Genomic DNA, 18,435 nt, shown 5'->3' on the forward strand with positions numbered 1-18,435 from the left:
ATAAATGAACAAAAAACTTCATCCGCAAACGCTGGCCATCCGGGGCGGCAAAGAGCAGACCGAATATCGCGAACACAATCAGGCGCTGTTTTTGACCAGCAGCTTCATGTGGGAAAGCGCGCAACATGCGGCAGATTTGTTTTCCAAAAAAATTAAAGGTTTTACCTATACCCGTACAGCCAATCCGACTACTGCCGCTTTTGAAAAACGCATTGCCGCATTGGAAGGCGCAGAGCGTGCGGTAGCCACTTCGACCGGTATGTCCGCGATTCAGGCAGCGTTTTTTACCTTCTTGCAAGCCGGTGATCATGTTATTTCCAGCCGCAGCCTGTTTGGTACAACTGTCGGTTTCATCAATAACATCGTTACCAAGTTCGGCATCGAAGTCAGCCATGTATCGCCGGTTGATGTAGATGAATGGAAAGCTGCCATCAAGCCCAATACCAAACTGTTTTTCTTGGAAACTCCGTCCAATCCATTGGGCGAAGTTGCCGATTTGGAAGTGCTGGCTGAACTGGCGCACAGCATCGGCGCGCTTTTGGTGGTGGACAATAGCCTCTTATCGCCCGTCGGTTCTCAGCCTTTGAAACACGGTGCGGATATTTCCGTTTCTTCCGCAACCAAAGCCATCGACGGCCACGGCCGCGTGATGGGTGGCGTGTTGGCCGGTTCGGAAGAATTGATGACGCAAGTTGCCATGTATTGCAACTCTTGCGGTTTGGCAATGTCTCCGTTTAACGCATGGCAGTTGTTGAGCGGTGTAGAAACCTTATCGCTGCGTATGGAAAAACAGTTCGACAATGCATTAAAAATCGCCCAATGGCTGCAACAACAGCCGCAAGTCCAAGCCGTATATTACACCGGTTTGCCCGACCATCCGCAGGCAGAGCTTATCCGCAAGCAACAAAACGGTGGCGGCATCGTCATCGGCTTTGAAGTCGCCGACCAAGAATCCGCATGGAAAGTCGTGGACGGCGTGGAGCTTTTCTCCCGTACTGCCAACCTCGGCGATGTGCGTTCAACCATCACCCATCCGTGGACAACCACGCACGGCCGGATGCAGCCTGAAGAAAAACTCGCCGCCAATATCCGCCCGGGCTTGATCCGTCTCTCTGTCGGTTTGGAACACATCGACGATTTGATTGATGATTTGCAACAAGCATTGAACAAATAATCTAAAAACAAATTTCAGACGGCCTTAAATTTTAATAGGCCGTCTGAAAGCAATTAAACACACATCTTAAGAATAAAAGGAAAAAAATAATGTCTGAAGCAGAATTCGCCTCATGGGCAATGAAAATCCTCCTCACCGGCCTGATTATCTTTTTGGGCTTTATCGTTTGGAACTTGGGTAAAGAATCCAAAGCCGGCAAATTCGGCATTGCCATGCTCTTCTTGGTTTTGGGCTTGGGTGTGTTTGGATTCGTATTTAAAGAATTGCTGATTAGCTTTTTGGTATTGCCGAAGTAAGCATTACCTTGCTGGAAAACGTACAAGGCCGTCTGAAAATGTTCAGACGGCCTTTTGATTTGATGGTTTAAATGACGCCCAATTCTTGCAAGCCGCGCAGTACGCCGTCTTCATCGATACTTGGGCAGACGAATTGTGCGGCAGCTTTGGCTGCTTCTTCGCCATTGCCCATGGCAACGCCAAAGCCGACGGTTGACAGCATTTCCAAGTCGTTGAAGCTGTCGCCGAATGCCATTACTTTGCTCATATCAATGCCCAGTTTTTCCACTGCGTGGGCGATGCCCCGTGCTTTTGAACCTTCTTTGCGCAGCAGGTCCACAGCATATTCATGCCAGCGGACGGATTTGAAGCCGTGTTGTTGGGTCAGGGGTTGCAGGATTTTTTCTTCTTCCTTATCCACAAAGACCAACATTTGATAAACAGGCTGTTTGCGGAAATATTCTTTGTCCGTCAGGAAGTTGGGCAGGATATGCGATAAGCCTTCGACAACGCGCGGCGAATGGGAGGAAACGGCAATTTCTTGGTTGTTGACGAATGCGTAGTCTATTTTGTGTTGTTCAAGCAGGTTGATGGCGGTTTCTATGTCGGCAATGTCCAATGGGTAGCTTTGCAGGGGTTTGCCGCGAAAGGAAATATATTGGCCGTTGATGGTAACGAGCATGTCGATACCGCATTCTTGAATCAAGGCTTTGACTTTGGCGGGAATGGCGGCTTCCGGACGGCCGGTGGCAATGGCAGTTAAAATGCCTTTGGCTTTTAATGCGCGCATGGCTTGGGCAACCGAAGGACGTAAGGTATCCGTGTATTTTCGGTAGAGGGTGTCGTCGATGTCAAAGAAGATGATTTCAGGGTTGTTCATGGTTTACTCGTTGGGCTGGGTATACACAGCTTTCATTGAAAATTGTGTGAACAGCTTGTGTATAAATTGGTTTAGTATTTGATTGCTATTATAAAAATAAGTTCTGATTAAATTTTAGGCAGATTTTTATTTTGAGAATAAAGTGGAAAGTTATTCACAATAGGCCGTCTGAAGATTTGGTTTTCAGACGGCCTTGTTTTAAGCAATCAAACGGATATTTTCCTTGTCTTGCCTGAATTTGTTTTTAATCACAAGAGGCAGACTGCTGTCGAAATACCAGCTTCCATCAGGCAATGCCAACGCGCCGCCGGCGCAGAGCAGAGTAATGCTGTTTCCGGTCAGGGGATCGGTTTCGGTAATTTCAATTTCGTGCGCTTTGCCCCAATCGGTTACGGGGAGTAGGGCGGCCAGCTCGGTAATGCGTTGATTTTGATGTTTGATGCCGTTTGACTGGCGGCAGTTACCATTGCATTTTCCGACGGCCTCGACAGGGCAGGGTTCGCCTTTTGCGTAGCTGGTCGGCAAAATATTGAGCGAATCCGGGCAGAGTCTGTGTTCTTGCGACCATTGCGTCAAAGCGCGTTTGGCTGCTTTTTTGTGGGCAAACAAACCGTAAGGGCGCCAATTTCTGGTGCCGCTGTTTAACAAGACAATGCGTGCTTGAAGGCTGCCGTGTTCGTCAGCGATAAAGCGGACGGTAGAAAACGATGTGGACTTTTCAGACGGCATCAGTTGGTATTCCTGCATGGTCTGGGCTTTGAGCCATAATGTATGGAGCTGTCCGACTGCAGGAATAAAACGGATGGAGGTTGCGGCTTTGATGTGCGGCGGCAGTTTTTTGCTGTGCAGCAGGGTAGCGGTTTCACTGTATGCGCGTTCATGTGCTTCAATGGCTTGGGCTTTGCCGAAATGGTCAAACCAAACCAATACGCCGTAACTGTCGGGCAGGGCATAGAGCTGTTGGGCAAGCGAATCAGGCAGCCAAGTGGGCAACATTTTCGGATTCATCAATACACGGACGTGTTCGTCCCATTGTTGATGATTTTTTTCTGCCAGACTTAATTCGAGATAATCACACAATGCGGTAACATCGGTCATGGCGCGGTGGCGGTTGGCCGTCTGAATGCCGGTGCGTTCGATAATGCTGTCGAGGCTGTGTTTGTAAAACTCAGGATACAGGCGGCGCGACAGTTGAACTGTACAGAGCGAGGGTGCGGCAAAGTCAGTATGGATACGGGCAAACTCGTGGCGCAGGAAGGTGTAGTCAAAGCGGCTGTTGTGTGCAACAACCACTGCACCTTGCAACAGCGGCAACAAATCGGCTGCAATATCGGCAAAGACAGGCGCGTTTTTCACCGTTTCATCATGAATTCCGGTCAGTCTGGCAACAAATTCGGGAATGCTGCGGCAAGGATTGACCAATTGCTCGTAATGTGTGGCGCGTCCTTGCTCAAAACGAACAAGGGCGACTTCCGTTATCCTGTCTTGATAGAAATTTCCACCGGTCGTCTCCAAATCCACCACGACCACAGGTCGTCCCAAACGGGAAAATGCTTCGGATAAGAGCGGCCAGCGTGCGAAATCTGACATTTTATTCTCTGTAAATTCAATAGCAAATGCGCATTTTACACGCTGTCTGCAAGTTTTCCAAATTAAACGCTTGACAGTAAACAGCCCTCTCTTTATAATTCAAATCTTTCTTGATGCACCCGTAGCTCAGTTGGATAGAGTATCTGGCTACGAACCAGAGGGTCGGGCGTTCGAATCGCTCCGGGTGCGCCACAGAGAATCTCCGCGCCCATCGTCTAGCGGTTAGGACATCGCCCTTTCACGGCGGTAACCGGGGTTCGATTCCCCGTGGGCGTGCCAGTTTATAAAAAAGCGCAATCTGTTTCGGATTGCGCTTTTTTGCGTCTATCAGTTTTGAAATGATTTGAACCTCTCTTTTTATCAGTTAACGCTGGTTGGTATTTGTCATAATATACTAAAAGCATTTATTATTACATATCTAATAATCATAATTTAAGGGAAAACGTTCATGGCGTGGTGGTTTGTGTTGCCTGCTTGGGTGGTTGGGGTAGTGCTTTCGTTTGCGTTGCCGTTTGTGCCGCCATGGTGGGTTTGGTTGGCTGTAATTATTGGCGCGCTTGCGTTGTGTCGAAGATTTGCTGTGGCTTGGTTGGTGCTGGCTGTTTGCGTGGGCATGGCGTTTGGTGTGTGGCGGACTGGGCTGGTTTTGGCTGGTCAATGGCCTGTGGGGGAGGCTGCGGCTAAAGTTTTGATGGTTGAAGTGGCGGATATGCCGCGTGATGATGGTCGGCGCGTGCAGTTTGCGGCAAGGGCTTGGGATGAGCGTGGGCAGGTTTTTGATTTGATGTTGTCGGATTATCAGCGGCGCGATTGGGTGGTGGGCAGCAGGTGGTCTGTATCGGCTCGGGTAAGGCCGGTAATCGGTGAAGTGAATGTGCGCGGTTTGAACCGTGAAACATGGGCTTTGGCCAATGGTATCGATGGCATGGGTACTTTGGGGCGCGACAGGAAACTCGTGCGGCAAGGTGGTGGTTTTGGTTTGGCTGATATGCGTGATGCGGTAAGCCGGAGTTGGCAGAGAACGGCGGACAAATATCCTGAGTTTTCAGACGGCATAGGGCTGATGCGTGCTTTGAGTATTGGCGAGCAATCGGCGTTGCGGCCGCCTTTGTGGCAGGCATTCCGTCCTTTGGGGTTGACGCACTTGGTCAGCATTTCGGGCTTGCATGTGACGATGGTGGCGGTATTGTTTGCCTGGCTGATTAAGCGAATTTTCCGTTATTTGCTGTGGATTCCGGCAAAACCGCGTGTGTGGATATTGGCTGGCGGTTTTGCTGGTGCTTTGTTTTATGCGCTTTTGGCCGGTTTTTCTGTACCGACGCAACGCAGTGTGTTGATGTTGGCTGCGTTTGCGTGGGCATGGTGGCGCGGCAGTGGCGGCTCGGGCTGGACGGCGTGGTGGCAGGCCTTGGCCGTTGTTTTGCTGTTGGACCCGTTGGCAGTATTGGGCGTGGGAACTTGGTTGTCTTTCGGCTTGGTTGCTGCTTTGATTTGGGCTTCATCAGGTCGTCTGAAAGAGTCGGGCTGGCGTTTGGCTGTACGGGGGCAATGGGCGGCAACGGTGTTGTCGGTGGTATTGCTGGGCTATTTGTTTGCTTCGTTACCTTTGCTCAGTCCGTTGGTTAATGCGCTGGCTATTCCTTGGTTTTCTTGGGTGTTGACGCCGTTGGCTTTGCTGGGTTCGGTTTTTCCGTTTGAACTTGTTCAGTTGGTAGCGGCATTTTTGGCGGAATATACTTTACGCGGTTTGGTATGGCTGGCTACGGTATCGCCTGAATTTGCCGTCGCAGCGGCGCCTGTGCCTTCGCTGGTGTTGGCGATGATGGCGGCTTTGCTGTTATTGCTGCCCAAAGGAATGGGCTTGAAACCTTGGGCATGTCTGGTTTTATTGGGTTTTGTGTTTTACCGTCCTGCCAAGCTGGAGGAAGGGATGGCAAGAGTTACGGTGATGGATGCAGGACAAGGTTTGTCGGTGTTGGTGCAAACGCGCAACCGCAATCTTTTGTTTGATACAGGAACGGAGCAAGTGGCGCAAACAGGTATTGTGCCGAGTTTGAATGCTATGGGTGTGCGCCGTTTGGACAGCCTGATTTTGTCGCACCATGATATTGATCATGACGGTGGTTTTCAAAGTGTAGCGGCTGTCGGTACCGATAAATTGCTTGCCGGACAACCTGAGTTTTATCCGAATGCAGAGTTTTGCCAAGAAGACAAATGGCAATGGGACGGCGTAGATTTTGAGTTGCTCAGGCCGTCTGAAAATACGGGCAAGGAAGATAACGACCAAAGCTGCGTATTGCGTGTCGTGGCAAACGGCAAAGCCTTGTTGATAACCGGCGATTTAGGCGTGAAGGGCGAGGCCGGTTTGATTGAGAAATACGGCAATGCGCTGTATAGCCAAGTGTTGGTATTGGGCCATCACGGCAGCAGCACGGCTTCGTCGGGCAGCTTTCTGCATACGGTTTCGCCGCAATATGCCGTGGCATCCAGCGGCTATGCCAATGCCTACAAACATCCGACCGTTGCCGTACAAAATCGTGTCCGCGCGCACGGCATTACTTTGTTGAGAACGGATTTGTCAGGCGCGTTGGTGTTTGCTTTGGGACAGGGCGATATATTTCAAGGCCGTTTGAAAAAGGATAAGTTTTATTGGCAGAAGAAACCGTTTGAGTAAAAAGGATAAAAGGCCGTCTGAAAGACTTTTCAGACGGCCTTAATATTTTTTATTGACGGGCGTTATCCAAATTTTGTGTGAATCCAATTGTGGATAGGTTGGTTTGATATTTGATAATAAAGAATAAATTAATCGTGATGAAAAAATAGGCAGTTTAGAAATAGGGGAATAATCACAAAGTTATTAGTAATATCGGCTGATGGTTGTTTTAAAGTTTAAGGCCGTCTGAACCTGATATTTCATGTTCAGACGGCCTTAAACTTTGTGTTTGTTAACTATATAATATCCGACCCATCTGTTTAAAAAGGCAATCCCCATGAACACCATACGCACCAAAATTTGCGGTATTACCCGACCTGAAGACGCGCTGGCCGCGGCCGAATTGGGCGCGGATGCCATCGGGCTGGTGTTTTACGCCAAGAGCAAACGGGCAGTGAATATTGAGCAGGCGCAGGCGGTTGTGAAAAACCTGCCGCCGTTTGTATCGGTGGTGGCCTTGTTTGTGAATGAAAACGAGCAAACCATCCGTAAGATTTTGTGTCAGGTGCCGATAGATGTGATTCAGTTTCACGGCGATGAAGACGATGATTTTTGCCGTCGGTTTGACCGCCCGTATTTGAAGGCCGTGCGTGTACAGTCAGCTGCCGATATTCAGACGGCCTGTGCCAAATTTCCGAATGCCCGCGCCTTGCTGTTTGATGCTTATCATCCGACCGAATACGGCGGTACGGGACAAAGTTTCGATTGGACCATGTTGCACGGCAATATCGGCAAACCGTGGATACTTGCCGGAGGATTGACTGCGGAAAACGTTGCCGAAGCGGTAAAAATCAGTGGCGCTGCGGCGGTAGATGTGTCCGGCGGCGTAGAAATCTCCGGTGGGGTTAAGAGCAGGGATAAAATGGCGGCGTTTATTCAGGCAGTAAAGGCCGTCTGAAATTTTGTTTGAATGAAAAACAACCGGAATACAGATATGCAAGAGCCAATCGTCGAGTCCCACCCCTTTGCAGCCTTGTTGCCACCGCAGGCAACAGTCATGATGATGGGGACGTTTCCGCCTAAAGAAGAAAAACACGCGATGCAGTTTCATTATCCGAATTTTCAAAACGATATGTGGCGTGTGTATGGGTTGGTGTTTTTTGGTGATGCGACGCATTTTCAAAAGCAGGGCGAAAAGGCGTTTGATGCCGATAAAATCAAAGCGTTTTTGAGTGAGAAGGGGATTGCATCCTGTCCGACCGTGTTGAAGGCAATACGCGAACATGGTAATGCTTCGGATAAGTTTTTAAAAGTGATAGAAACCGTCGATTTAGCGGCAGTATTGGCACAAATGCCCGAGTGCCGCCATCTTTGCACCACTGGCGGCAAGGCAACCGAAGTTTTGTTGGAGATTCAAGGCAGCGGCATGAAAATGCCGAAGACCGGTGAAACAGTACTGTTCCCCTATGCTGGACGTGAGTTAACCCTGACGCGCCTGCCCTCGACTTCGCGTGCCTATCCTTTGAGTTTGGCGAAAAAAGCGGCGGCGTATCGGGCTTTTTTTGAAACGGCTGGATTGACTGTTTTTCAGGAGTAAGGCGATGGACCGTTATGAAATTTCTTTAATGACGTTTATGGCTTTGTGGTGGCTTTTTAATGTCGTCTCAGTGTGGCTGAAGGCCAAACAATGGCATATCAAGGTATTGTTGGGCGGAACGCTTTTGTATGTGATACAAATATCTGCAGTCATTATGTCTGTTAACGGCCTTAATTGGATATTTTTGAACGTAAGCACTATAAATACCAATGAGTTGATTATTGCTTTGCTTGTGCTTAACTTTTTGGGTTGTTGGTTGCTGGCGCTGTGGCTGGGGATGTTGGTATTAAAACTATGCATGAGAAACAAAAACAAAGAAAAATATATTGCGCCGCCGTTGGGTACGGCATTGATTGCAACATCGAGCTGTACGCTGTTGTTCCTATTTTGTCTGCTGATATTATTATTCAATTAGTTGCCGACAAGATGAATGGAAAACAGCTATAATTGCTGACAATTTTTACTTTCAGACGGCCTTTTACTGAATCAGGCCGTCTGAAACCATAAAACGAACAAGGAAAAATCCCATGAAAAATTATCACGCTCCCGACGAGAACGGCTTTTTCGGCGAACACGGCGGCCTGTACGTTTCCGAAACCCTGATTCCTGCTTTGCAAGAATTGGCAGAAGCCTATAAAGCAGCGAAAGAAGATCCTTCATTTTGGGAAGAGTTCCGCCATGATTTGAAACACTATGTCGGCCGACCCAGCCCTGTTTACCATGCCGCGCGATTGTCCGAGCATTTGGGCGGCGCGCAAATCTGGCTGAAGCGTGAAGATTTGAACCACACCGGCGCACACAAAGTGAACAACACCATCGGTCAGGCATTGCTCGCCCGCCGCATGGGTAAAAAACGCGTGATTGCCGAAACCGGCGCGGGTCAGCACGGCGTGGCTTCTGCCACCGTCGCCGCACGCTTCGGCATGACTTGCGATGTGTACATGGGCGCGGACGATATCCAACGTCAAATGCCCAATGTGTTCCGTATGAAGCTGCTTGGTGCGAACGTGGTCAGTGTTGACAGCGGCAGCCGTACATTGAAAGACGCGATGAACGAAGCCATGCGCGAATGGGTGGCGCGTGTGGATGATACGTTCTACATCATCGGCACTGCCGCAGGCCCTGCGCCGTATCCTGAAATGGTACGCGATTTCCAATGCGTGATCGGCAATGAAGCCAAAGAGCAAATGTTGGAAGCCATCGGCCGCCAACCTGATGTTGCCGTTGCCTGCGTAGGCGGCGGCTCGAACGCCATCGGTTTGTTCCATCCCTATATCGAAGAAGAAAACGTACGTTTGGTCGGCGTAGAAGCAGGCGGTTTGGGTGTGGATACGCCCGATCACGCCGCACCGATTACCAGCAAAGCCCCTATCGGCGTATTGCACGGTTTCCGCAGCTATTTGATGCAGGACGAAAACGGCCAAGTTTTGGGTACGCACTCTGTTTCCGCAGGATTGGACTACCCAGGCATCGGCCCGGAACACAGCCATTTGAACGACATCAACCGTGTGGAATACACCGTTGCCAAAGACGACGAAGCACTTGAAGCCTTTGATTTGCTCTGCCGTTTTGAGGGCATTATTCCTGCGCTGGAGTCCAGCCATGCCGTTGCTTGGGCGGTGAAAAACGCGCCTAAAATGAGCAAAGACCAAGTGATTTTGGTCAACCTCTCTGGTCGTGGCGATAAAGACATTAATACCGTGGCGAAACTCAAAGGCATTGAGTTGTAAGCCTTATTGATTGAGCAGCAAAGGCCGTCTGAAAAAGCTGGATTTCAGTCTTTCAGACGGCCTTTGTTTCCGTAATGATTAGCGTAGTATTTTATCCGCGCAAACTCTATTAAGTATCGGCGGCTAAGGAAATTTATCCTTCCAAACCGAGCTTGTACGCTTTCTAAACCGATTATTCAAGTTATCCATCACCATGAAACATTTAGCAATCCATCTAAAACTATTGGGCATGGCGGCGTTTTGGGGCGCATCTTGGCCGATGGGGCGGATGCTGGGACAGGCGTTGCCGCCTTTAACGGGCGGTATGCTGCGCTTTTTGACGGCGGCAATCTTGCTTTTGGGCTGGCTGTTTGCACGGTATCGATTGCGTACTTTGGCAGTTTTGTCGCGCAAACAATGGCTTGGATTGGCACTGGCGGCGGCATTCGGCGTATTTGGTTTTACTGTGTTGTCTATGCTGGGTTTGCAGCGGATTCCTGCTTCAAGGGCGACGGTGTTGGTCACGTTCAATCCTGTGTTGACGATGTTTTTTGCGGCTTTGCTGTTTGGCGAGAAGCTCAACGGCAAGATTGTGTCGGGCATGTTGTTGGCAGTGGCAGGTTCGATATGGGCGGTCACGCATGGCGAGATTGCGGCATTTTTGTCGGGCGGCGGCATAGGGTGGGGCGAAGTGCTGGTGTTTTTCAGCCTTTGCTGCTTGGTTACTTATACGATGATAGGTAGGGCGGTGTTGCAGGGGATTGATGCGCTGACGGTCACCGTGGCTACCGCTTGGCTGGGTGCAATGATGTTGCTGCCGCCTGCGCTGATTTCAGACGGCCTGCCGTTTGGTATGCTTGCCGAAATGGACGGCAGGGGCTGGTTTGCTTTGATTGGGTTGTCTGTCGGGGCAACGGTCTTGAGCTATGCGTGGTATTTTGAAGGCGTGAAGACTTTGGGTGCCGGCAGCGCGGCGGCGTACATCACTTTGGTGCCGGTATTCGGCATTTTGTGTTCCGCTTGGTTTTTGGGCGAGGCATTGCATGTTTCCTTGGTTGTCGGCTGTTTGGCGGCGGTGAGCGGATTGGCGTTGATGCAGTACGGAAGACGTGCCGTCTGAAAAGGTAAATATGTTATATAATAATGAAACTGATCAAACCATTGTTTTCAACATGTCTGAACATTCCTCCCTGCTCGATTTCGACCGTACCCATCTGCTCCATCCCTATACTTCCATGACCGACCCATTGCCTGTTTATCCGGTGCGCCGAGCGGAAGGTGTACACATCGAATTGGCGGACGGCACGCGGCTGATTGACGGGATGTCGTCTTGGTGGTGTGCGATACACGGCTACAATCATCCCGTTTTGAATCAGGCGGTTGAGGCGCAGATTAAGCAGATGTCGCATGTGATGTTCGGCGGTTTGACGCATGAGCCTGCGGTGGAGCTAGGCAAATTGTTGGTCGGGATTTTGCCGCAGGGGCTGGACCGTATTTTTTATGCGGATTCGGGTTCGGTTTCGGTGGAAGTCGCGTTGAAGATGGCAGTGCAATACCAGCAGGCGCGGGGTTTGACCGCGAAGCAGAATATTACGACGGTACGGCGCGGGTATCACGGCGATACTTGGAACGCGATGTCGGTCTGCGATCCGGAAACGGGGATGCACCATATTTTCGGCAGCGCTCTGCCGCAGCGTTATTTTGTCGATAATCCGAAAAGCCGTTTCGACGATGAATGGGACGGGGCGGATTTGCAGCCTGTCCGCGCCTTGTTTGAAGCACATCATGCGGATATTGCCGCCTTTATTTTGGAACCGGTCGTGCAGGGCGCGGGCGGCATGTATTTTTATCATCCGCAATATCTTCGCGGATTGCGCGATTTATGCGACGAATTTGATATCGTGTTGATTTTTGACGAAATTGCCACCGGATTCGGGCGCACGGGCAAGATGTTTGCCTGCGAACACGCGGAGGTCGTGCCGGATATTATGTGTATCGGCAAGGGCTTGAGCGGCGGCTATATGACGCTGGCGGCGGCAATCACTTCGCAAAAAGTTACCGAAACAATTTCGCGCGGCGAAGCGGGTGTGTTCATGCACGGCCCGACATTTATGGCAAACCCGCTGGCGTGTGCCGTTGCCTGCGCTTCGGTCAAACTGCTTTTGTCCCAAGATTGGCAGGCAAATATCCGCCGCATCGAAAGCATCTTAAAAGGCCGTTTGAAAGCTGCATGGGACATTCGCGGCGTGAAAGACGTGCGCGTTTTGGGTGCTATCGGGGTGATCGAGCTGGAAAAAGGTGTGGATATGGCGCGTTTTCAAGCGGATTGCGTGATGCAGGGCATTTGGGTGCGTCCATTCGGCAGGCTGGTGTACCTCATGCCGCCTTACATTATTTCAGACGGCCTCTTAACCGAACTTGCCGACAAAACCGTGCACATTTTGAAGGAACACAACAAATGAAAGGCGTTTACTTCGTCAGCGGCATTGATACGGACATTGGCAAAACCGTCGCCACCGGCATGTTGGCAAAACAATTATTGCAGCAAGGCAAAAGCGTAATCACGCAAAAGCCTGTGCAAACTGGTTGCCAAGACATCGCTGAAGACATCGCCGTCCACCGTAAAATCATGGGCATACCCATGCAGGAAGCCGACAAGCAAGGGCTGACCATGCCCGAAATCTTCAGCTATCCCGCCTCGCCCCATCTCGCCGCCCGTCTTGGCGGCAGGGCTTTGGATTTGGACAAAATCCGTACCACCACTCAAGAGTTGGCGACGCAATACGAAATCGTCTTGGTCGAAGGCGCGGGTGGATTGATGGTTCCGCTGACGGAAAATCTATTAACCATTGATTATATTCAGCAACAAGATTATCCCGTCATCCTCGTTACCAGCGGACGGCTCGGCAGTATCAACCACACCCTGCTCAGCTTCACCGCGCTCAAACAATACGGCATCAGCCTGTACAGCCTGATTTTCAACCATATTCACGACAGCAAAGATGAAACCGTTGCCGGCGATACTTTGGAATATCTTAAAGGCCGTCTGAAAGATGAGTTTCCCGAAGCCAAATGGCAGGAGTTGGCCAAGACAGGGGTGTCAGATGGAGCTTGATATACCGCGTGGCACGCTTTGTTCACATGCCGAAGCTTCAAGTCTTTTGCCGTCTAAGGCCGAACATCTACTGACTGTTTCTTCGCTAACCGCCGCTCTGCGCGCATCAGGCAAGGATTTTTCAGTCGAGCCCGTGTATTTGGGTTTGACGAAGGGAGCAGAAAACGGAGACGAAATCTTTGTGCGCGATGTTTTGCTGAAACTGGACGGCGAAACAGTGATACAAGCTAGAAGCGCGTGCAGACCGGATAGCCGTCTATGGACAGAATTATTGGATTGCGGAACGCAGCCTTTGGGCGAGCGCCTGTTTGACGGTACATTGCCGTTGAAACGTTCGGATTTTGAGTTTCTTCGTTTTGAAGATTCCGACCATCCATCTTTCAGACGGCCTGTTACCGCGCGCCGCTCGTATTTCGATTGGAACGGCGAAACATTGGAATTAACAGAATATTTCTTATTGAAATTAATGGATTTATACCGATAAGGCTGTCTGAAAATAAAACCGATTACCGATGTTTGTCATAATTCTGTTATAATACAATAAATTAAATTGTTAAGATTTGTTTGATTTTAGACGGCAATAAATTATAATAAGAGCTAAGGCTCTAAAATGCCTTTCATTCAGCATCAATACATATACAACGACACATTACACCAATGAACATACGGCGCTTTTTCCTACAATTTTTACCGCGTTACGCTGTCGGACGGATGGTGATATACGCCAAACTGATGCGCATCGACAAACCCATCGGCACCCTGCTTTTGCTGTGGCCGACTTATTGGGCATTGTGGATTGCGTCTAAAGGTGTTCCCGACGCGGATATTTTTATTGCCTTTACCGCAGGTACATTTCTGATGCGCAGCGCAGGTTGCGTCGTGAATGACTTTGCCGACCGCAATTTTGACGGTGCAGTAGAGCGCACCAAAAACCGCCCGTTTGCCAAAGGCTTGGTTTCCAAAACTGAAGCGCTGCTTTTGACTGTCATGCTGTGTCTGATGGCCGCTTTATGCTTGGTACCGCTCAACCGTTTTACTTGGCTGATGAGCCTTCCGGCCTTGTTCCTGGCCGTTACATATCCTTTTACCAAACGCTTTTTCCCATTGCCGCAGTTTTATTTGGGGCTGGCATTTTCGTTCGGCATTCCCATGGCCTTTGCCGCCGTGCAAGGCCGAGTGCCTCCCGAAGCATGGCTGATGTTTACCGCCAATGCCTTATGGACGCTGGCTTACGACACGATTTATGCCATGGCGGACAAAGAAGATGATTTGAAAATCGGCATTAAAACTTCGGCAATCACATTTGGCGAACACGACATTAGCGCAACCATGCTTTGCCATTTTTGGTTTACGGTATTGATGGTAGTGTTGGGTATCAAAATCGGCGCAACTTGGCCGTATTGGCTGGTATTGCCGATAACCGCGTATTGGCAGTGCCAACAATATGCGGCCATCCGTACTCGCGACCGTCAGTTGTGCTTCCAAACGTTTTTGGCCAACAACCGCATCGGCTTGGCGTGGTTTTGCGGATTGGTCTGCCATTATTTCTGGTTGTTTTTGGTTTCCAAATTGTTTTAAAAAACTAGGTTGAGGCCGTCTGAAAAGGAAGGGAAAAGGGGTATGCCGGACATACCCCTTTTTATTTGAATCATAGTTTGTCTAATGATAGAATTTTTACTTTAAATTCAATATAAGCAAACAGTTGGATTATTTTTAGCTCGTTAAAAAATATCAAAAACAACATGGAAAATGTTAGCAGGGCGAGTGTAAATTACGCCTTCAGGATTGAGATTTGCACCGACAATCGGTACAATCCCATTGTTTTGCGACATTTAAAAGAGATACACATGAGCCTGATCGGCGAAATTTTACCTTTGTCCCATATCGTTTTGGATTTGGAAGTCAGCAGCAAAAAGCGTCTGTTTGAAGAGGCTGCACAGCTGCTGGAGAATGAAGCAGAATTACCGAATACCAATGTGTTCGACTGCCTGTTTGCCCGTGAAAAACTTGGTTCGACCGGTTTGGGGCAGGGGGTGGCGATTCCTCACGGTCGTCACGCATGCGTGAAAAAAGCCACCGGTGCGTTTATCCGCACCAAAGAGCCGGTTGCCTTTGATGCGCCTGACGGTAAACCCGTTTCCCTGATTTTCATTCTGCTTGTGCCTGAAAACGCTACCGGCGAACATTTGGAAGTCTTGTCCAAACTGGCCGGCAGATTCTCTCAAAAAGCCATCCGTGAAGCGTTGATGGCCGCGACTTCTGCCGAAGAAGTACGCACACTCCTGAGCGAAGAGTAATTCATGCCCAGCATATCCGTCCGCCGCCTGTTTTCCGACAATCAGCACAAACTCGAACTCGCTTGGGCTGCCGGCAATTCCGGCGCGGACAACCGTATCGGTGTCGAAGCCGATAAACCCGTCTTGGCCTTGGTCGGCCACTTAAACTTTATCCATCCCAACCAAATTCAAGTTGTCGGCGTAGCCGAAGCCGAATATTTACGCCGTCTGGAATCGGGCGAACTTAACTATGATTTCGGTGAGCTTTTCGACATCCCCATGTCTTTGGTCATCGTCGCCAACGGTTTGCCGGTTTCGCCCAAATTACGCGATTATTGCCATACCAACAGTATCCCTCTGCTGACTTCCAAACAGGAAAGCCCGCACTTGATGGACGTTTTGCGGATTTATCTGCAACGCACATTGGCGACTTCCACCATCAAGCACGGCGTATTTTTGGATGTATTTGAAGTGGGCGTACTCATTACCGGGCAATCCGGCTTGGGTAAGAGTGAATTGGCATTGGAGCTGATTTCGCGCGGCCACAGCCTGATTGCCGATGATGCAGTCGAACTTTTCCGTACCGGTCCAGAAATGCTGGAAGGTCGTTGCCCGCCGATGCTGCGTGATTTCCTCGAAGTACGTGGCTTGGGCATACTCAATATCCGCCATATTTTTGGCGAAACCTCCATCCGTCCGAAAAAAATCCTCCAGCTGATTATCAATTTGGTTCCGGCCGACGACGGATACATGAAACAACTCGATCGATTGAGCATCCGTACCGAAACTGAATCTATCCTCAACGTCAGCATCCGTTCCGTTACCCTGCCTGTTGCAATCGGTCGAAACTTAGCAGTATTGGTTGAAGCTGCAGTGCGCAATTACATCCTTCAATTGCGCGGTAAGGACAGCACCAAAGAATTCCTCGAACGCCATCAAACACAACTCAAAGAAAACGAACAAAACCATGAAAATCGTCCTGATTAGCGGCTTATCCGGCTCAGGAAAATCCGTAGCCCTCAAGCAGCTTGAAGATTTGGGCTATTACTGTGTCGATAACCTTCCTTTGGAAATGCTTCCGTCGTTGGTCTCGCTCCATATCGAACGTGCCGATGAAACCAAACTCGGTGTCAGTGTTGACATCCGTTCCGGTATCAATATTCAGGAAGCGCAAGAGCAAATCCAATATTTGCGTAATGAAGGGCATCAAGTCGAAGTCCTCTTTATTGAAGCAGAAGAGGGCGTGTTGGTTCGCCGCTTCTCAGAAACCCGCCGCGGCCATCCTTTGTCCGGCCATAATCTGACCTTGTTGGAAAGCCTGCAAAAAGAACGCGAATGGCTCTTTCCGCTTAGAGACATCGCATATTGCATCGATACGTCCAAAATGAACGCACAGCAGCTGCGTTATGCCGTGCAACAATGGCTCAATATTGAACGTGTCGGTTTGCTGGTCATTCTTGAATCCTTTGGTTTCAAATACGGCGTTCCCAACAATGCCGACTTTATGTTTGATATGCGCAGCTTGCCCAATCCGTATTACGATCCGGAATTGCGCCCCTTTACCGGCATGGATAAGCCTATTCAAGATTATTTGGGCCAGCAGCCGTTGGCTCAAGAAATGGTTGATGACATCGACCATTTTATTAGCCGCTGGTTGCCGCGCCTGCAACAAGAGAGCCGCAGTTATGTAACGATTGCCATCGGTTGTACCGGCGGTCAGCACCGCTCCGTTTATGTTGTGGAAAAACTGGCCGAACGCCTCAAAGGCCGTTACGAACTCCTTGTCCGCCATCGTCAGGCACAAAGCTTGGCAGGACGCTAACTTGCCGTTTCAGACGGCCTCAAAGGAAGAAACCATGAAAAAAATCAGTCTGACCGCATTATCTCTGCTTATCTTGACCGCCTGTGCAACAGAGCCTGTTACTGCTTACCGTTGGCACCGTACCGGTGCGAGCGAAGCTGAAGTTTCCCGCCAAATCAATACCTGCAAATCACAAGTTCAAAATGGAACCAAACGTGGCAATACATCCAAAACGTTTGAGCAATGTATGGATGAAGCAGGTTATTACAGCTATGAACATGGCAACCTCTAAATCCTGATTGACCGATTATCCCAATACCGAGGCCGTCTGAAAAACAATGATTTTTCAGACGGCCTCAGATACGAATAGAAAGAATAAAAAGACATGGCTATCCAATGGTTTCCCGGCCACATGAACAAGGCAAAAAAAGCCATCGCCGAACGCATTAAAAGCGTTGATATGGTGATTGAGATGCTGGACGCGCGTATGCCTGCTTCCAGCGAAAACCCTTTGCTTGCCCAGTTGTCCAAAGGCAAGCCCAAACTGAAAATTTTAAACAAGCAAGATCTTGCCGATCCCGAGCGTACCAAAGTTTGGCTCGAACACTACAACAGCCGCCAAGATACCCGTGCCATTGCGCTTGATTCTTCCGAAACCGGCGCACATGGCAAAATTACCCAAGCCTGCCGTGCCATGATTCCGCATCGCCAAGGTATCGAGAAGCCGCTGCGTGTCCTGATTTGCGGTATCCCCAACGTTGGCAAATCCACCTTGATTAACGGCATGATCGGCAAAAAATCTGCCAAAACCGGCAACGAACCCGGTATTACCAAAGCCGAACAGCGCCTTTTCCTTGCCGACGATTTCTGGCTGTACGATACCCCCGGTATGTTGTGGCCGAAAATTATCGTTGAAGAAGGCGGTTACAACCTTGCAGCTGGCGGTGCAGTTGGACGCAACGCGCTGGATGAAGAAGAAGTGGCACTTGAGCTTTTGGATTACCTCCGCCGCCATTATCTGGCCCTGTTGCAAGAGCGCTATCAGGCCGACAAAGATCCAAGCAGCCATTGGGACGATACTTCTTGGCTTGAGTGGATTGCCAAAAAACGCGGTGCGGTTTTGAGCGGCGGACGGGTCAACTACCAAAAGGCCGCTGAAAATATCCTGACTGATTTCCGCGAAGGCAAAATCGGCAGAATCACGCTGGAAACGCCAAATCAATGGGAAACTTGGCTGAAAAAAGCCAGACAGAAAGAGGCCGAACTTAAAGCCATTCGCGAAGCCAGAAAGGCGGAAAGAAAAGGGCAGTAGCCTTCAGCCGATTAATATAAAAGGCCGTCTGAAATCTATTTTCAGACGGCCTT

General features: G+C 49.7%; 19 protein-coding genes and 2 tRNA genes. 19 read left to right on the plus strand and 2 right to left on the minus strand.

Annotated elements, in window-relative coordinates; translation table 11 throughout:
• The first annotated feature begins 4 nt into the window (after positions 1-4).
• Both metZ and ACTHTK_RS08265 read left to right on the plus strand, forming a co-directional pair.
• Positions 5-1,174 carry an O-succinylhomoserine sulfhydrylase gene (gene metZ, locus ACTHTK_RS08260; protein WP_107723005.1) on the plus strand — a complete coding sequence of 390 codons (1,170 nt, stop codon included), beginning with the start codon at positions 5-7 and terminating at the stop codon, positions 1,172-1,174.
• 89 nt (positions 1,175-1,263) lie between these two features.
• On the plus strand, positions 1,264-1,470 hold the full coding sequence (locus ACTHTK_RS08265; RefSeq protein WP_003747401.1) for a DUF2788 domain-containing protein: 207 nt from the start codon (positions 1,264-1,266) through the stop codon (positions 1,468-1,470).
• A 67-nt stretch (positions 1,471-1,537) separates the two neighbouring features.
• Here the strand turns inward: ACTHTK_RS08265 and ACTHTK_RS08270 are convergent, their stop codons facing one another.
• Positions 1,538-2,329 (minus strand): Cof-type HAD-IIB family hydrolase, encoded by a 792-nt coding sequence (locus ACTHTK_RS08270; RefSeq protein ID WP_107723006.1) that lies wholly within the window; start codon positions 2,327-2,329, stop codon positions 1,538-1,540.
• A 198-nt stretch (positions 2,330-2,527) separates the two neighbouring features.
• Positions 2,528-3,919 carry a 3'-5' exonuclease family protein gene (locus ACTHTK_RS08275; protein ID WP_049332047.1) on the minus strand — a complete coding sequence of 464 codons (1,392 nt, stop codon included), beginning with the start codon at positions 3,917-3,919 and terminating at the stop codon, positions 2,528-2,530.
• Between the two features lie 115 nt (positions 3,920-4,034).
• Between ACTHTK_RS08275 and ACTHTK_RS08280 the strand changes: the two genes are divergently transcribed.
• The 17 genes from ACTHTK_RS08280 to ylqF all read left to right on the plus strand — a co-directional run bounded on the left by ACTHTK_RS08280 (position 4,035) and on the right by ylqF (position 18,382).
• Positions 4,035-4,111: transfer RNA gene (locus tag ACTHTK_RS08280), tRNA-Arg, on the plus strand.
• 12 nt (positions 4,112-4,123) lie between these two features.
• Positions 4,124-4,198: transfer RNA gene (locus tag ACTHTK_RS08285), tRNA-Glu, on the plus strand.
• 169 nt (positions 4,199-4,367) lie between these two features.
• Positions 4,368-6,593: a DNA internalization-related competence protein ComEC/Rec2 gene (locus ACTHTK_RS08290; protein WP_107723007.1), complete on the plus strand. Its 2,226-nt coding sequence runs from the start codon at positions 4,368-4,370 to the stop codon at positions 6,591-6,593.
• A 316-nt stretch (positions 6,594-6,909) separates the two neighbouring features.
• Positions 6,910-7,530: a phosphoribosylanthranilate isomerase gene (locus ACTHTK_RS08295; protein ID WP_107723008.1), complete on the plus strand. Its 621-nt coding sequence runs from the start codon at positions 6,910-6,912 to the stop codon at positions 7,528-7,530.
• 36 nt (positions 7,531-7,566) lie between these two features.
• Entirely contained in the window at positions 7,567-8,169 is a 603-nt protein-coding gene (locus ACTHTK_RS08300; RefSeq protein WP_107723652.1) for a DNA glycosylase, read from the plus strand.
• A gap of 4 nt (positions 8,170-8,173) precedes the next feature.
• Positions 8,174-8,584 (plus strand): hypothetical protein, encoded by a 411-nt coding sequence (locus ACTHTK_RS08305; protein WP_107723009.1) that lies wholly within the window; start codon positions 8,174-8,176, stop codon positions 8,582-8,584.
• Positions 8,585-8,696: 112 nt separating this feature from the next.
• Positions 8,697-9,899, plus strand: coding sequence for a tryptophan synthase subunit beta (trpB, locus tag ACTHTK_RS08310; protein ID WP_049322854.1), 1,203 nt, complete (start codon positions 8,697-8,699; stop codon positions 9,897-9,899).
• Between the two features lie 193 nt (positions 9,900-10,092).
• Positions 10,093-10,998: a DMT family transporter gene (locus tag ACTHTK_RS08315; RefSeq protein ID WP_107723010.1), complete on the plus strand. Its 906-nt coding sequence runs from the start codon at positions 10,093-10,095 to the stop codon at positions 10,996-10,998.
• A 52-nt stretch (positions 10,999-11,050) separates the two neighbouring features.
• Positions 11,051-12,340 carry an adenosylmethionine--8-amino-7-oxononanoate transaminase gene (gene bioA, locus ACTHTK_RS08320; RefSeq protein WP_107723653.1) on the plus strand — a complete coding sequence of 430 codons (1,290 nt, stop codon included), beginning with the start codon at positions 11,051-11,053 and terminating at the stop codon, positions 12,338-12,340.
• Positions 12,337-12,993: a dethiobiotin synthase gene (gene bioD, locus ACTHTK_RS08325; RefSeq protein WP_107723011.1), complete on the plus strand. Its 657-nt coding sequence runs from the start codon at positions 12,337-12,339 to the stop codon at positions 12,991-12,993. The genes bioA and bioD overlap by 4 nt, the downstream gene beginning before the upstream one ends.
• Positions 12,983-13,477 carry a chorismate--pyruvate lyase family protein gene (locus ACTHTK_RS08330; protein ID WP_107723012.1) on the plus strand — a complete coding sequence of 165 codons (495 nt, stop codon included), beginning with the start codon at positions 12,983-12,985 and terminating at the stop codon, positions 13,475-13,477. Before bioD ends, ACTHTK_RS08330 begins: the two co-directional genes overlap by 11 nt.
• Before the next feature lie 173 nt (positions 13,478-13,650).
• Positions 13,651-14,571, plus strand: a complete 921-nt coding sequence (ubiA, locus tag ACTHTK_RS08335; RefSeq protein ID WP_107723013.1) for a 4-hydroxybenzoate octaprenyltransferase — start codon at positions 13,651-13,653, stop codon at positions 14,569-14,571.
• Positions 14,572-14,840: 269 nt separating this feature from the next.
• Positions 14,841-15,290, plus strand: a complete 450-nt coding sequence (gene ptsN, locus ACTHTK_RS08340; RefSeq protein WP_003680500.1) for a PTS IIA-like nitrogen regulatory protein PtsN — start codon at positions 14,841-14,843, stop codon at positions 15,288-15,290.
• A gap of 3 nt (positions 15,291-15,293) precedes the next feature.
• A complete protein-coding gene (gene hprK, locus ACTHTK_RS08345; protein ID WP_004520066.1) occupies positions 15,294-16,256 on the plus strand; it encodes an HPr(Ser) kinase/phosphatase in 963 nt (320 codons plus the stop codon).
• Complete coding sequence (gene rapZ, locus ACTHTK_RS08350) at positions 16,237-17,091, plus strand: RNase adapter RapZ (protein WP_063068857.1); 855 nt, start codon at positions 16,237-16,239, stop codon at positions 17,089-17,091. The genes hprK and rapZ overlap by 20 nt, the downstream gene beginning before the upstream one ends.
• A gap of 34 nt (positions 17,092-17,125) precedes the next feature.
• Entirely contained in the window at positions 17,126-17,362 is a 237-nt protein-coding gene (locus ACTHTK_RS08355; protein WP_003684875.1) for a lipoprotein, read from the plus strand.
• A gap of 93 nt (positions 17,363-17,455) precedes the next feature.
• Entirely contained in the window at positions 17,456-18,382 is a 927-nt protein-coding gene (gene ylqF, locus ACTHTK_RS08360) for a ribosome biogenesis GTPase YlqF (protein WP_107723014.1), read from the plus strand.
• The last annotated feature ends 53 nt before the right edge of the window (positions 18,383-18,435 follow it).

The sequence above is a fragment of the Neisseria sp. P0006.S009 genome (assembly GCF_051962915.1).
Lineage (GTDB): Bacteria > Pseudomonadota > Gammaproteobacteria > Burkholderiales > Neisseriaceae > Neisseria > Neisseria subflava_E.

Bases quoted from the DNA above. Each gene is read 5' to 3' on its own strand.
- ACTHTK_RS08305 (WP_107723009.1), top strand. From the start codon at position 8,174: ATGGACCGTTATGAAATTTCTTTAATGACGTTTATGGCTTTGTGGTGG.
- trpB (WP_049322854.1), top strand. From the start codon at position 8,697: ATGAAAAATTATCACGCTCCCGACGAGAACGGCTTTTTCGGCGAACAC.
- rapZ (WP_063068857.1), top strand. From the start codon at position 16,237: ATGAAAATCGTCCTGATTAGCGGCTTATCCGGCTCAGGAAAATCCGTA.
- ACTHTK_RS08275 (WP_049332047.1), bottom strand. From the start codon at position 3,919: ATGTCAGATTTCGCACGCTGGCCGCTCTTATCCGAAGCATTTTCCCGT.
- ylqF (WP_107723014.1), top strand. From the start codon at position 17,456: ATGGCTATCCAATGGTTTCCCGGCCACATGAACAAGGCAAAAAAAGCC.
- ACTHTK_RS08265 (WP_003747401.1), top strand. From the start codon at position 1,264: ATGTCTGAAGCAGAATTCGCCTCATGGGCAATGAAAATCCTCCTCACC.
- ACTHTK_RS08300 (WP_107723652.1), top strand. From the start codon at position 7,567: ATGCAAGAGCCAATCGTCGAGTCCCACCCCTTTGCAGCCTTGTTGCCA.
- ACTHTK_RS08270 (WP_107723006.1), bottom strand. From the start codon at position 2,329: ATGAACAACCCTGAAATCATCTTCTTTGACATCGACGACACCCTCTAC.
- ACTHTK_RS08330 (WP_107723012.1), top strand. From the start codon at position 12,983: ATGGAGCTTGATATACCGCGTGGCACGCTTTGTTCACATGCCGAAGCT.
- ubiA (WP_107723013.1), top strand. From the start codon at position 13,651: ATGAACATACGGCGCTTTTTCCTACAATTTTTACCGCGTTACGCTGTC.
- ACTHTK_RS08290 (WP_107723007.1), top strand. From the start codon at position 4,368: ATGGCGTGGTGGTTTGTGTTGCCTGCTTGGGTGGTTGGGGTAGTGCTT.
- bioA (WP_107723653.1), top strand. From the start codon at position 11,051: ATGTCTGAACATTCCTCCCTGCTCGATTTCGACCGTACCCATCTGCTC.
- ACTHTK_RS08315 (WP_107723010.1), top strand. From the start codon at position 10,093: ATGAAACATTTAGCAATCCATCTAAAACTATTGGGCATGGCGGCGTTT.
- ptsN (WP_003680500.1), top strand. From the start codon at position 14,841: ATGAGCCTGATCGGCGAAATTTTACCTTTGTCCCATATCGTTTTGGAT.
- bioD (WP_107723011.1), top strand. From the start codon at position 12,337: ATGAAAGGCGTTTACTTCGTCAGCGGCATTGATACGGACATTGGCAAA.
- ACTHTK_RS08355 (WP_003684875.1), top strand. From the start codon at position 17,126: ATGAAAAAAATCAGTCTGACCGCATTATCTCTGCTTATCTTGACCGCC.
- hprK (WP_004520066.1), top strand. From the start codon at position 15,294: ATGCCCAGCATATCCGTCCGCCGCCTGTTTTCCGACAATCAGCACAAA.
- metZ (WP_107723005.1), top strand. From the start codon at position 5: ATGAACAAAAAACTTCATCCGCAAACGCTGGCCATCCGGGGCGGCAAA.
- ACTHTK_RS08295 (WP_107723008.1), top strand. From the start codon at position 6,910: ATGAACACCATACGCACCAAAATTTGCGGTATTACCCGACCTGAAGAC.